The organism is Rhizobium oryzihabitans (assembly GCF_010669145.1).
Taxonomy (GTDB): domain Bacteria; phylum Pseudomonadota; class Alphaproteobacteria; order Rhizobiales; family Rhizobiaceae; genus Agrobacterium; species Agrobacterium oryzihabitans.
In genome coordinates this window covers 2,901,446-2,914,557 of record NZ_CP048632.1, presented here as the reverse complement: position 1 = coordinate 2,914,557, position 13,112 = coordinate 2,901,446, and the positions used below count along the sequence as shown (strand labels likewise).

Here is a 13,112-nt window from a genome sequence, read left to right as displayed (position 1 = left end):
TCAGCGGCCAAGAGAGCAATAAGCTATATGCAGCGCAAAATCCGTCCCGGCTGATAACCAGCAGCACCCGGGTGGGGATCAGAGAGCGGCGAAGGTATGAGGAGAGCGACATGGGCGTGATGAATACCGGCGAAACCCTCGACGAAAAAGCCATCGTCGCCTCGGCCGAAAAGGCGCTTTCGGATATTGCAGCCATCCGCGCGGAGGTGTCCAAGGTCATCTTCGGCCAGGAAAAAGTGGTGCAGAACACGCTTCTCGCCATCCTGTCGGGCGGCCATGCGCTGCTCGTCGGCGTTCCCGGCCTTGCCAAGACCAAACTGGTCACCACGCTTGGAACGGTTCTCGGCCTCGATGCCAACCGTATCCAGTTCACGCCGGACCTCATGCCGTCCGATATTCTCGGCTCCGAAGTCATGGATCAGGATGAAAACGGGCGTCGCTCGTTCCGCTTCATCAAGGGTCCGGTTTTCGCGCAATTGCTGATGGCCGACGAAATCAACCGCGCCAGCCCGCGCACGCAGTCCGCGCTCTTGCAGGCCATGCAGGAATACCACATCACCATGGCCGGCCAGCATTATGAGCTGCCGAAACCCTTCCACGTCCTTGCCACCCAGAACCCGCTGGAGCAGGAAGGCACCTATCCGCTGCCCGAAGCCCAGCTCGACCGCTTCCTGCTGCAGGTGGATGTCGACTATCCCGAGCTTGCCGCCGAACGCCAGATCCTGCTCGACACCACCGGTATCGCATCGGGTGAGGCACGCAAGGTGATCGACGCGGAGCGTATGATGGAAATCCAGGCGCTCATTCGCCAGATGCCGGTCAGCGACAAGGTTGTGGACGCCATTCTGTCACTCGTGCGCTCCGCCCGCCCCGGCCATGGCAACAAATTGACCGACAAACACGTTGTCTGGGGACCGGGTCCCCGCGCCGGCCAGTCACTGATGCTGACGGCACGCGCCCGTGCGCTTTACGAAGGCAGGCTCGCGCCGTCGCTCGACGATGTCTACGCGCTGGCGGAGCCCGTGCTGGAACACCGCATGGCGCTGACATTCGCGGCCCGCGCCGAAGGCATGTCGGTGCGCGATGTCATCGCAGCCCTCGTGGAGCAGGCGAAGAACTAAAAAGACGGCCCGGAGCATGTCTTCCAAAAATGTGAGCAGTTTTGGGACAAGGACATGCGTAAAACCAGAAGAGCGTCGCGAAAGGAGTGCATGTGGCATCCATCGGCCAGATCGTAGACAAGACGCCGGGTAGCGAAGTTCTGGCGCGCGCGCGCCAGCGTGCCGCCCTGGTGCCGGACTGCATGGTCGAGGCAAAGCGCATCGCCAATACCGTTACCGCCGGCTGGCACGGCCGCCGCAAGCGCGGCATCGGCGAGAATTTCTGGCAGTTCCGCCCCTATGCCGAAGGCGAGAGCCTCTCGCGCATCGACTGGCGGCGCTCGGCCCGCGACGACCATACCTATGTGCGTGACCGCGAATGGGAAGCCGCCCACACCATCTGGCTCTGGGCCGACATGTCGCCGTCGATGATGTTCAAATCCACGCTTGGCTCGGTCTCAAAGGAAAGCCGCGCATTGGTGCTGATGCTGGCGCTGGCCGAAATCCTGGCGCGCTCTGGCGAGCGCATCGGTTGTCCGGGCATCATGGAGCCGGTCTCGGCCAGAAACGCCGCCGAACGTCTGGCCGCCGCCATCATGCACGCGCCGCTCACGACAGGCATGCCGGAAACGGGCATGATCCGCGGTGCAAGCGATATCGTCCTCATCGGTGATTTTCTCGATGATGCGAAAAATGTGATGGAGCGGATTTCGCCGCTCGCGCGGCGGGGCTTACGCGGCCATGTGGTAGAAATCGCCGACCCGGCCGAGGAAACCTTCCCCTATTCCGGCCGCACCGAATTCACCGATCCGGAAACCGGCGAAAAGCTCGTCTCCGGCCGCGCCGAAACCATTCGCGAGGATTACACCCGCGCCTATCTCGCAAGGCGTGAGGCGCTGTCTTCGTCCCTGCGCCGTCTCGGCTGGAACTTCGTGTTCCACCGCACCGATCATCTCGCCTCCGAGGCGCTCGTCGCCGTTCACATGTATTTGTCCGGCGCGCCCGCGCAAGGCGGTGGCCGTCGATGAGCGCATTGCCCTTCGTTTTCACCAGCCCTTATATTCTCTTCGGCCTTCTGGCGCTGCCCGCCATCTGGTGGCTGCTGCGGCTCACCCCGCCGCGCCCCAAGGCGGAAGTGTTTCCGCCGCTGAAAATTCTGGCAACTGTGCTGAAGCGCGAGGAAACGCCCTCCAAAAGCCCGTGGTGGCTGACATTGCTGCGCATGGCGCTGGCCGCTGCCGTCATTTTTGCGCTTGCTGACCCCGTGGTGAACCCGCGCAATAACAGCATTGCCGGCACCGGCCCGCTGGTGCTCGTGGTCGATAATAGCTGGGCCTCCGCAACCGATTGGGAGCGACGCGTGGCAACGGCGCAGGCCCTGATCGGCGATGCGGAAAGGGCCGACCGCCCCGTCTCCATCAGCTTCACCGCCGATGTCGAACATGACGCCGTGCCGGCAACGACCGCAGTGGCGCTGGACAAGCTTGCCGCCGCCAAGCCGAAGCCGCTTGTGCCCGACCGCGTGCGCACGGCCGAAGCGATCACCGAGGCGCTGAACGGCGCGGCCCCCGGCACGCTCGCCTATATTGCCGACGGCGTTGCCACCGCGCAGGATGAAAACGCGATGAGAACGCTCGCCAGCCTCTCCCCTGCCGAATTCCGCATCGTCAAGGGTGACGGAAAATCCATCGCCGCCATTACCGGCGCCACCAACAATGCCGATGCGATGAGCGTCACGCTCTCGCGGCTCGACACAACGGAAGCCGCCCGGCTGACCGTCAATGCGCAAGACAGCCAGGGCCGCATCCTCGCCAACGGCATCGCGAACTTCGCGCCCGGCGCGGCCGAAACCACGGCAACGGTGGAAGCACCTTTCGAACTGCGCAATGATTTCGCCCGCCTCTCCCTCGAAGGAGTGTCGACGGCGGGTGCGGTGCATCTTCTGGATGACGGTTTCCGCCGCCGCCGCGTGGCCCTGCTCGCCGGTGAAACCGGCAATGATTTCCAGCCGCTGCTGCAGCCGCTTTATTATATCAGCCGCGCGCTTCAGCCGTTTGCCGATCTCATCCCGCAGCGGCAGGCCGATCTGGCGCAGGCGATCCCGGAAATCCTGCAATCCAACCCGTCGGTCATCGTCATGGCCGATATCGGACGTCTGCCGCAGGAAACCTATGAACCGATGCAGCGCTGGCTGGCCGGTGGCGGTACGCTGATCCGTTTTGCCGGACCGCGCCTTGCCGCAGCCCCAGCCGATGACCCGCTGGTGCCTGTAACACTCAGACAGGGCGAACGCGCGCTTGGCGGCGCGCTCTCCTGGGCCGAGCCGCAGCCGCTTGCCGATTTCCCGAATTTCGGCGCTTTCGCCGGCATGCCGAAGGCCGATGGCGTCCTTGTCAAGCGTCAGGTTCTGGCCGAGCCGACGCCGGACCTGGCTGAGCGCACCTGGGCAAGCCTTGCCGACGGCACGCCGCTCGTCACCACCCGCAATGTTGAGGCCGGCCGCATCGTGCTCTTCCATGTCAGCGCCGAGGCAAGCTGGTCCGATCTGCCGATATCAGGCCATTTTGTCGATATGCTGCGCCGTATCGTGCAATTGTCGAAGGCGGGCGGCGCTTCCGCCGCCGCGAATGCTCCGGCCGCCGCCCTGCCGCCCTTCCGGCTGCTGACGGCTGAAGGCGCCCTGTCGGCCGAAATCGGCTCTGCCCGCCCGCTGGAAATGCGCGCCGGTCAGCCGCCCCGCACCGGTTTCGACAATCCCCCCGGCCTTTATGGCACTGAGGATGGCTTCGTGGCTCTCAATCTTTTGCCGGCTGGCGCCACGCTTCGCCCGCTCGACACATCGGTCGCCGGTGTCAATACCACCAGCGAAGCGCTGATCGGCGAAACGGCGAAATCGCTGCGCCCCGCGCTCTTCATCGCCGCCTTCCTGATGCTGATCGCAGACAGCCTCATCGTGCTCTTCATGAACGGCGCCTTCGCCCGCCTGCCGAAAGCCCGCAGCGCCACCGCTGCCACCGTGCTGTTGGCGCTTGGCGCCTTTGCCGCGATGTCCCCAACGGATGCGCGCGCCGACGATCCGAAACCCGGCGACGAGCAGATTTTCGAGCGGCTGGACACGACCCATCTCGCCTATGTCCGCACCGGCGAAGACGATGTCGACCGCATTTCAGAGCAGGGTCTGCAGGGCCTCAGCGAATTCCTGACCTGGCGCACGACGCTGGAGCCCGGCCAACCGGTCGGCCTCGATATTTCCAAGGACGAATTGTCCTTTTACCCGATCATCTACTGGCCTGTGTCGGCCTCAGCCCCCATGCCGTCGAGCGCCGCCATCTCGCGCATCGACGCCTATATGCGCGCCGGCGGCACCGTGCTGTTCGATACGCGCGACCAGTTCTCTTCGCTCGACACCGGTGCGACCAGCCCTAACGGCGAACGCCTGCAGGCGATCCTCGCCAATATCGATATACCACCGCTGGAGCCCGTGCCGGAAGACCACGTCCTGACGCGGTCCTTCTACCTGCTCACCAATTTTCCCGGCCGTTACAACGGCTCGCCGCTCTGGGTGGAATCGCGCCAGGGGGCGGCCAAGACCACATCCGGCCTCTCCTCCTCCGGCGATGGCGTGACGCCGATCATGATAACAGGCAATGATTTTGCCGGCGCATGGGCCGTCGATCCGCAGGGTGCGCCGGTCCTGCCAACGGTGCCGCCGGACGAGATGCAGCGCGAGCATGCCTTCCGCTCTGGCGTCAACATCATGATGTATATGCTGACCGGCAACTACAAGGCCGATCAGGTTCACGTCCCCGCACTTCTCGAACGGCTGGGGCAGTGACATGACATTAACCTTCTCCCCATTCCTGCCGTGGATCGTTATCGCCGTTCTGGCCTTCGCCGCCCTTCTCCTCTCCTTCATCGGCCTGTGGCGCGGCGTGCGCGGCGCATGGCTGCGCGGGCTGGCGCTCGCCGCTTTGTTGGCTGCCATCGCCAATCCGCTTCTGACGCAGGAGGAGCGCGAGCCGCTCTCCACCATCGTTCCCGTCATCGTCGACCGTTCGCAGAGCCAGGACGTGCAGGATCGGCCGCAAATGACCGATACGGCGCTGGAGACGCTGAAAGACCGGCTGTCCCGCTTCCCGCGTATCGAGCCGCGCATCGTGGAAGTGCGCGACAATGGCGAGAGCGATTCACCCTCGACGCAGCTGTTCTCGGCCCTTTCCTCCGCCGTCTCGGATGTTTCACCCTCTCGTGTCGGCGGCGCGATTTTCCTCAGCGACGGCCAGATTCACGATATTCCAAATGCGCTGCCCAATGCCGAACAGGCGCTGGGCTTCCGCGCGCCCGTGCATGGCCTGATCACCGGCAAGGCCGATGAATTCGACCGCCGTATCGAAATCGTCCGCGCCCCGCGCTTCGGCATCGTCAATGAGGAACAGCAGCTGACGCTGCGCGTCTTCGATGATGGTCGCCCCGCAGGCGGTGGTTCGGCGGAAGTGACGGTGAAGATGAACGGGCAGGAAATCGCCACGCTTCAAGCCACGCCTGGCCAGCCGACCCCCTTCAACTTCAAGGTTCCGCGTGGCGGCAACAATGTCATGGAATTTTCCGTCGCCGAGCTTCCCGGCGAAGTGACGGCGGCCAACAACCGCGCGGTTCACCTGATCGAAGGCATCCGCCAGAACCTGCGCGTGCTTCTGGTCTCCGGGGAGCCGCATGCGGGCGAGCGCGCATGGCGCAACCTCCTGAAATCCGACGCCTCGGTCGATCTGGTGCATTTCACCATTCTGCGGCCGCCGGAAAAACAGGATGGCACGCCGATCAACGAACTCTCGCTGATAGCCTTCCCAACCCGTGAATTGTTCGTCGAAAAGATCGAGGATTTCGACCTCATCATCTTCGACCGCTACCAGCATCGCGGCGTACTGCCGATCCTCTATTACGATTACATCGCTCAATATGTCGAAAAGGGCGGCGCGCTTTTGATCGCCGCCGGGCCGGAACATGCCGGTCAGGATTCGATCGCCATGACGCCGCTCGCCTCCGTGCTGCCGGCGCAGCCGACGGGTCAGGTGCATCAGGCCGCCTTTTACCCCCGCCTTTCGGAAGCCGGCAAGAAACACCCCGTGACCCGCGGGCTGGATGGATCGGGCGTCGAGCCACCACAATGGGGCCGCTGGTTCCGCACCATCAGTGTCGACCCGCCGCAGGGCCAGACCGTGATGCTGGGCGACGGGCAGGACCCTCTGCTGGTGCTGAACCGTCAGGGCGAAGGCCGCGTCGCCATGCTGCTGTCAGATCAGGGCTGGCTGTGGGCGCGCGGTTTCGAAGGCGGCGGCCCGCATGTGGCGCTTTACCGCCGCATCGCCCACTGGCTGATGAAGGAACCGGAGCTTGAGGAAGAGGCGCTGACGGCGCGGGCAAACGGCCGCACCTTGCAGATCACCCGCCAGACCATCGGCGACGATCCCGGTCAGGCAACCGTGCGTTTCCCTTCCGGCAAGACCGAGAACATGGCCTTCACCAGCACGGAGCCGGGTCTTTACAAGATCGAGCGCCGCATGGATGAAACCGGCCTCTTCGAAATCAGGAACGGCGATTTCACCACGCTCGTCCATGTCGGCGCAGTGGATGCGCCGGAATTCAAGGCGATGATCTCGACAGCCGAGACGCTGAAACCGCTGGCCGATGCCACCAAAGGCAGCGTGCACCGTGTCGCCGATAATTCCGGCCGCGTGGCACTGCCCGATATCCTGCCTGTCAGAGGCGATATCAGGGTTGCCGATGAGGATCGCATGCTGATACGCATGACCGACGAGACGGTGCTGAAAGGTGTCAACACCCTGCCGCTGTTTGCCGGTTTCGCCGGGCTGGCCGCCCTGCTGCTTGCCTTCTCCGCGCTGTGGTGGCGCGAGGGACGGTAAGAATTTCCGGTGAGGGCGTAACGCGCTTTCACGTCTCGGATTGGAAAACGAGAAACGGCCGCCGTTGGCGGCCCGGGAAAGATGATCATGAATTTCGTTCTGAGCGATATCGCGGATGCAGACGCTGAAAAGGCCATCCGCGATCCGCTGGTGGCCTATAATCTCGCCCGTTTCGGCCAAAGCGACAAACGCGACCTCACCATCACCATCCGCGATGACGAGAACGCCGTGACCGGCGGCCTCGTAGGCTATACAGCTCGCGGCTGGCTTTACGTGCAGCTACTTTTCGTGCCGGAAGCGATGCGCGGCCAGGGCACCGGCCCGAAGCTGCTGGCAATGGCGGAGGAGGAAGCCAAGAAACGCGGCTGCATGGGCGCTTATATCGACACGATGAACCCGGATGCCTTGCGGCTTTATGAACGCTGCGGTTTCACGAAGATCGGCTCGCTTGCGCCGCTTTCCACAGGCCAGTCGATCACATGGCTCGAGAAACGCTTCTAGGCCGCGATCCCGGATAGGCCACAATCAACGGTCCGGCCCATAGCGTCGCGGATTTGCTGGCGAAGCCACACGGCTCCGGCATCCGCATCGGTCTGCAATGTCCAGACCATGGCGACGGGCGGGAACTTCAACGTCACCGGCACCGGGCTTATCTCAAGTCCGAGCATCGGCGCATAACGCAGCGCGATGCGTGAGGACACGGTCGCCAGCACCGCCGAGGATCGCGCCGTTGCCAGAACCGAGAGAAAATCCGGCGCAGCCGCGACGACGTCGATCTCGACGCCGGTCAGTTCCAACGCATCCTTGATGCAGCCATGCAGGCTGTCCGTCTGCGATATGACCGCATGTTTGGCTTCCATATAGGCATCCAGTCCGACGGGATTTGGCAGATCAAGCAAAGCCGGATTGAAGCAGCAGAGCACACTGGAGGAATAAAGCGGCTCGCAATGGTGGCGCTGCTCTTTCGAATAGGTGCACCCCACAGCCATGTCTATCACGCCGGTATCCAGCATCGCCGTAATTTCCTGCTCCTGCCCGCTGCGCGCCAAGATGCGGATACCGGGCGCAATCTCGCGCAGCCTCGCGGTCAGATCCGGCAGCAGCAGCAGCTCCACCTCGCTCGACATTCCGAGCCGGAATGTGCGGCGCTCCGTCGCCGGATCGAACACATCCGCCGTCAAAACCGCTGCCTGCGCCTGCCGCAAGGCCAGCCTCACGGGACCGGCCAGATTGATGGCCCGTGCCGTCGGTTTCATCTCCTGCCCCACTCGAATGAAAAGCTCATCCTGAAACAGGGTCCGCAATGTCGAAATATTGTGGCTCATGGCCGGCTGCTGGATTTTGAGCCGGCGTGCAGCCCGCGTGACGCTCATCTCCTCCATCATCGCATCGAAAGCGATGAGAAGATTGAGGTCGAAGGAACGGAGATTGAAATGATCGATAGTTTGCATAAGTCACATCGATTTGATTGCTGGCCTCACTACACTTAGCTGGAGTTAGGAAACTTTCAAGGCTTCCCCAAAACTCAGGAGCTCAAAATGCCATCACGTCGCTCGCTTCTCAAAGGCGCCGCCAGCGCCATCTTCGCCGCCCCCTTCGTTGCACCCTCCCTCGCATTTGCCAGGGCACCGCTCGCCGCCACTCAGGCACCCGGCTTTTATCGCCTGATGGTCGGCAAGATGGAGGTTACGGCCTTGTCGGACGGCGTCATCGCCCTGCCGCTTGCCAAAATCTACACCAACACAACACCGGAACATGCGGGTAAAGCCCTGCAGGATGCCTTCCTGCCAGAACAGACGCCCACCTCCGTCAATGCCTATCTCGTCAACATAGAAGACAGGCTGGTGCTCATCGATGCCGGAACGGGTACCTATCTCGGCCCGTCCCTCGGCAAGCTCGTCGCCAACATAGAAGCATCCGGCTACAAGGCCGGCGATATAGACGACGTTATTCTCACCCACATTCATACTGACCATTCCGGTGGGCTGTCAGCGGAGGGCAAACGTGTATTTGCCAATGCGACGCTGCACGTCAACGAGCGCGAGGCCGCCTTCTGGCTTGACGAGGCAAAGGCCAAAGCAGCACCCGAAGCGCTGAAGAAGGGTTATGTCGAGGCTAAGGAAAGCGTCCAGCCCTATATCGACGCCGGGAAGTTCCAGACATTTGCGGATAATGCCACACCCGTTCCCGGCCTTGGCTCAATCCTCTATGCCGGCCATACACCGGGCCATAGCGGTATCGTGGTTGAAAGCGAAGGGGAAAAAATCGTCTTCTGGGGCGATATCACCCATGGCGACATCCTCCAGTTCGATGAGCCGGATGTCGCCATCGAGTTCGATGTCGACCAGAACGCCGCCATCATTGCGCGCGATCTGGCATTCCGGCAGGCGGTCGAAGGCAGATATCTGGTGGCCGGCGCCCATATCGCCTTCCCCGGCATAGGCCATGTGCGCACCGACAGCACCAATTACGATTGGCTGCCGGTCAACTACACGACCCTATAGAGCAAAAAGCAGGACGGTCTGAACTGAAAGGGTCAGGCCGTTCTCCACATTACCGCAGCCTATGTCAGTGCCACCTGCCGCGTTTCGGCATTGATCATGGTTGCTGCAATGGCGGCCAGCACCAAAAGCCCGGCAAAAATGCCGATTGCGACGCCGAAGCCCTGCGCGATCACATAGCCCAGCAATGATGGCGCCAGCAGGCCACCGAGCCTTGCCATGGCGCCTGCCGCCCCCATGCCAGTCGCCCGCGACTCCGTCGGGTAAAGCTCCGGCGTAAAGGCATAGAGCGCGCCCCAGGTGCCAAGCAGCGCAAAACTCATGATGAGAAGCGAGGCGGCGATCATCGCGCCGCCGGTGGCAAGCGTGAAGAGAAGGCAACCGAGTGCCGACAGCAGGCAGAAACCGATCAGCGTCGGCTTGCGGCCCCATTTTTCAACGCCATAGGCGGCAAGCGCATAACCGGGGATCTGCGCCAGAGCCACCAGCACGAGGAAACCGTAACCGCGCACGAAGCCGAAACCGTCACCCGCCAGTTTCGCCGGCATCCAGGTAAATACGCCGTAGTAGGAGACGGAAACGAGGAACCAGATGGCTAGGATCATGATGCTGCGCTGTCTGAGCGCCGGTGAAAATATCCCCTGTCCCTTGGTGACATCGGGCTGGAAAAGCCCGGTTCCGGCATCGAGCGGCGCGCGGCCATTCACCACCAGCATGCGGTTGACGACCGCCTTTGCTTCCTCCGACCGACCCGAGCGCATCAGGAAAAGCGGCGATTCCGGCACAAGGAACCGTAGGCCGAGGCCGAGAACGGCAGGAAAGGCCGTGACCGCAAAGATGTAGCGCCAGGCATCAGCAACGCCGGCAAGGCTCGCGCCCCAGGCGGCGAGCGCCACGATCAGAGTGCCGATCGCCCAGAAACCTTCCAGAAAGACCAGCCAGCGCCCCCGATTTTTCGCCGGCAGGAATTCGGCCATCATCGCGTAGTCCACCGGCAAAGTACCGCCCACGGCCGCCCCGGTCAGAAAGCGCAGGACAAGGAGAATGGCGAAATCCGGCGCAAAGACGGAAAGCACACCGAACACAGCGTCGCAGGCAACGGTGATGATCAGCACACGTCGACGGCCATAACGATCCGCCAGACGCCCGAAACCGGCAGCGCCCAGAAGCATACCGAAAAAGAAAGCCGTCCCGGTCTGCAGGGCCTGCGGCACCGTCAGGCCAAAACTCGCGGCAATCGAAGCGGCAGTGAAGCCGACCGCCAGAACCTGCATGGCGTCCGCAGCCCAGACGAGGCCGAAAATACCCATCAGCCGCCGCTGATAGGCGCCTGCGCCCGCGCGCTCCAGCGCATCGTTCATGGTAATTGCCGTCATATGCCTGCCCCCTTCGTCGAAATCGACTTTCGAGTGCTATCGCATGGGGGAGAGAAACGGAATTGAATTTTGCGGAGTGCGATGCATGGTTTCAAGACAGAATACCATCGCCTCGTCTTAGCGACATAACCGGCCCGTGCTGATATGGGGCGACTCCATGCCCACCGCCCTCTTTCCTGTGCTCGTCACAGGAATCTAGCCGACGCCGCTCTCGCGCGGCGAGAGGAGTCCTTTCAGCCCAAGGACTTGGGCTGGCTGGATTCCTGTGACAAGCACAGGAATGAGGGAAATAGAGCGCACTGGCAAGAAACGGCAAATCCGCCGCAAATGAAATCCGTCAGGCGTAAACCCGAAGAGGCTCCTCGAAGCCATCCTCTTCCGCTGTGGCAGCAGGCACGCTGGCCTCAAATTTGTGCCAGCCGATCTTGCCCTTCAGCCGCTGGTGCACGTCGTCACCAAGAGGCACGACCAGCACCCGGTTCATATCCACCGGGCCGGGAAAATCGAGCGCCGCGTAAGCCACCTTCTCGAAACCGAGCGGCATATAATAGGGCGGATCGCCGATCAGGATCACGGCCTCGGAGCCTTTCCGCCTGGCGGCGGCAATCGCAATCCGGACGAGTTCCCGGCCGATGCCCATATTCTTGTGCGAAGGCCTAACCGCAAGCGGGCCGAGCATATGGCCCTGCACGCCGCCCGCCAGAACCGGCGTCATGCGCACCGAAGCAATCGTCTCGCCATCGTCGGCGCAGACGAAGGACAGCGACCGGTCATGCGGGCCCTGCTCGCGGATGCGCGCTGCGGCACGGGTGTGACGGCCGGGACCGAATGCTTCTTCGTTGATGACTTCGATGATGGCGTCGTGCGACGCGTCCTCGGTGAGGTAGACAAGATCGTGCTTGGACATGAAGAGACCGAAACTTCCAGAATGCGGATGCGACAATAGATGACGGCTGCGCCGGTAAGGGCGTTCAGGAGCGTCAGCGTCGTCGGAGCATCCGTGTTTCGATCATAATCGACAATTTCCTCAGATTTGTGAAAATCGCAATTATCAGGAAAATCCGCACCCGTCCAGAACAAATCTCGACGTTGTCCCATTCAGCTGATGCAAGACCGGAAACGCATTGTTCAACGCGTCGCGGGTTCGCGGAACGATGCGGAACGGTTAGGATCGACGCCAACAGGGAAACAACCAAGGAGATCGTCATGGGCATGCTGGTGGAAGGCGTATGGAAAGACGTCTGGTACGACACCAAGGAAACCAAGGGGCACTTCAAGCGCAGCGCCTCGCAATTCCGCAACTGGATAACATCGGACGGCGAGCCCGGTCCTTCCGGAACGGGCGGCTTCAAGGCCGAGAAGGATCGCTACCATCTCTACGTCTCCTTCGCCTGCCCCTGGGCGCATCGCACCCTCATTTTCCGCAGGCTGAAAAAGCTGGAAGACCTGATTTCCGTCTCCGTCGTCGATCCGCTGATGCTGGAAAACGGCTGGGAATTCAGGCCGGAAGACGAGCGCACGCCGGGGGCGACCGAGGATCACCTCTTCGGCCTCTCCACGCTGTGGCAGGTTTATACCAAGGCAGACGCCAATTATTCCGGCCGGGTCACCGTTCCGGTCTTGTGGGACAAGCAGCGCGGCACCATCGTTTCCAATGAATCCGCCGAAATCATCCGCATGTTCAACGTGGCCTTCAACGATCTCACCGGATCGGAAGCGGATTTTTATCCCGAGGCGCTGCGCGCAGAGATCGACGCGTTGAACGACATCATCTACGATACCGTCAATAACGGCGTCTACAAGGCCGGTTTCGCCACCACCCAGGATGCCTATCAGCAGAATGCCGTGAAGGTGTTCGAAACGCTTGATATGCTGGAGGGCCGGCTGAAGGAGCAACGTTTCCTGTTCGGCTCAGAGCAGACGGAGGCCGATTGGCGTCTGTTCACCACGCTGGTGCGGTTCGACCCGGTTTATGTCGGCCATTTCAAATGCAACATCCGCCGCATTCACGATTACCCGCATCTGACGGGTTATCTTCGCGATCTCTACCAGACATCGGGCGTGCCGGAGACGGTCGACATGCGCCACATCAAGGAACATTATTACCGCAGCCACCTCACCATCAACCCGACCGGCATCGTGCCCATCGGCCCGGAACTGGACCTCACCATGGCGCACGGGCGCGAGGTGCTCGCCTGACGGAAGACGCCGCCG

At 62.2% G+C, this 13,112-nt stretch carries 10 protein-coding genes; 7 read left to right on the top strand and 3 right to left on the bottom strand.

Translation table 11 applies throughout. The features are described from left to right. Positions 1–110: 110 nt before the first annotated feature. The 5 genes from G3A56_RS14685 (at position 111) to G3A56_RS14665 (ending at position 7,522) form a co-directional block, all read left to right on the top strand. Complete coding sequence (locus G3A56_RS14685; protein WP_082182728.1) at positions 111–1,121, top strand: AAA family ATPase; 1,011 nt, start codon at positions 111–113, stop codon at positions 1,119–1,121. A 92-nt stretch (positions 1,122–1,213) separates the two neighbouring features. Continuing rightward, positions 1,214–2,128 (top strand): DUF58 domain-containing protein, encoded by a 915-nt coding sequence (locus G3A56_RS14680; RefSeq protein WP_035242117.1) that lies wholly within the window; start codon positions 1,214–1,216, stop codon positions 2,126–2,128. Beyond that, positions 2,125–4,935: a DUF4159 domain-containing protein gene (locus G3A56_RS14675; RefSeq protein WP_082182729.1), complete on the top strand. Its 2,811-nt coding sequence runs from the start codon at positions 2,125–2,127 to the stop codon at positions 4,933–4,935. The genes G3A56_RS14680 and G3A56_RS14675 overlap by 4 nt, the downstream gene beginning before the upstream one ends. A 1-nt stretch (position 4,936) precedes the next feature. Then, complete coding sequence (locus G3A56_RS14670) at positions 4,937–7,021, top strand: hypothetical protein (RefSeq protein ID WP_082182730.1); 2,085 nt, start codon at positions 4,937–4,939, stop codon at positions 7,019–7,021. An 87-nt stretch (positions 7,022–7,108) separates the two neighbouring features. Continuing rightward, a complete protein-coding gene (locus G3A56_RS14665; protein WP_082184486.1) occupies positions 7,109–7,522 on the top strand; it encodes a GNAT family N-acetyltransferase in 414 nt (137 codons plus the stop codon). Here G3A56_RS14665 and G3A56_RS14660 read toward each other — a convergent pair. Continuing rightward, positions 7,519–8,472 carry a LysR family transcriptional regulator gene (locus G3A56_RS14660; protein ID WP_082182731.1) on the bottom strand — a complete coding sequence of 318 codons (954 nt, stop codon included), beginning with the start codon at positions 8,470–8,472 and terminating at the stop codon, positions 7,519–7,521. The two genes, G3A56_RS14665 and G3A56_RS14660, sit on opposite strands and share 4 nt — an antisense overlap. A gap of 87 nt (positions 8,473–8,559) precedes the next feature. On the opposite strand from G3A56_RS14660, the gene G3A56_RS14655 reads away from it, so the two are divergent. Beyond that, positions 8,560–9,525 carry an MBL fold metallo-hydrolase gene (locus G3A56_RS14655; RefSeq protein ID WP_082182732.1) on the top strand — a complete coding sequence of 322 codons (966 nt, stop codon included), beginning with the start codon at positions 8,560–8,562 and terminating at the stop codon, positions 9,523–9,525. Between the two features lie 59 nt (positions 9,526–9,584). Here G3A56_RS14655 and G3A56_RS14650 read toward each other — a convergent pair whose 3' ends face one another. Both G3A56_RS14650 and G3A56_RS14645 read right to left on the bottom strand, forming a co-directional pair. Next, positions 9,585–10,898 (bottom strand): MFS transporter, encoded by a 1,314-nt coding sequence (locus G3A56_RS14650; RefSeq protein WP_082182733.1) that lies wholly within the window; start codon positions 10,896–10,898, stop codon positions 9,585–9,587. 337 nt (positions 10,899–11,235) lie between these two features. Continuing rightward, complete coding sequence (locus G3A56_RS14645; protein ID WP_082182734.1) at positions 11,236–11,805, bottom strand: GNAT family N-acetyltransferase; 570 nt, start codon at positions 11,803–11,805, stop codon at positions 11,236–11,238. Positions 11,806–12,104: 299 nt separating this feature from the next. Between G3A56_RS14645 and G3A56_RS14640 the strand changes: the two genes are divergently transcribed. Continuing rightward, positions 12,105–13,097: a glutathione S-transferase family protein gene (locus G3A56_RS14640; protein ID WP_082182735.1), complete on the top strand. Its 993-nt coding sequence runs from the start codon at positions 12,105–12,107 to the stop codon at positions 13,095–13,097. Positions 13,098–13,112 lie beyond the last annotated feature (15 nt).

Excerpts from the sequence above, each read along its gene's own strand:
- G3A56_RS14685 (WP_082182728.1), top strand. The coding sequence starts at position 111 with ATGGGCGTGATGAATACCGGCGAAACCCTCGACGAAAAAGCCATCGTC.
- G3A56_RS14675 (WP_082182729.1), top strand. The coding sequence starts at position 2,125 with ATGAGCGCATTGCCCTTCGTTTTCACCAGCCCTTATATTCTCTTCGGC.
- G3A56_RS14670 (WP_082182730.1), top strand. The coding sequence starts at position 4,937 with ATGACATTAACCTTCTCCCCATTCCTGCCGTGGATCGTTATCGCCGTT.
- G3A56_RS14665 (WP_082184486.1), top strand. The coding sequence starts at position 7,109 with ATGAATTTCGTTCTGAGCGATATCGCGGATGCAGACGCTGAAAAGGCC.
- G3A56_RS14660 (WP_082182731.1), bottom strand. The coding sequence starts at position 8,472 with ATGCAAACTATCGATCATTTCAATCTCCGTTCCTTCGACCTCAATCTT.
- G3A56_RS14655 (WP_082182732.1), top strand. The coding sequence starts at position 8,560 with ATGCCATCACGTCGCTCGCTTCTCAAAGGCGCCGCCAGCGCCATCTTC.
- G3A56_RS14650 (WP_082182733.1), bottom strand. The coding sequence starts at position 10,898 with ATGACGGCAATTACCATGAACGATGCGCTGGAGCGCGCGGGCGCAGGC.
- G3A56_RS14645 (WP_082182734.1), bottom strand. The coding sequence starts at position 11,805 with ATGTCCAAGCACGATCTTGTCTACCTCACCGAGGACGCGTCGCACGAC.
- G3A56_RS14640 (WP_082182735.1), top strand. The coding sequence starts at position 12,105 with ATGGGCATGCTGGTGGAAGGCGTATGGAAAGACGTCTGGTACGACACC.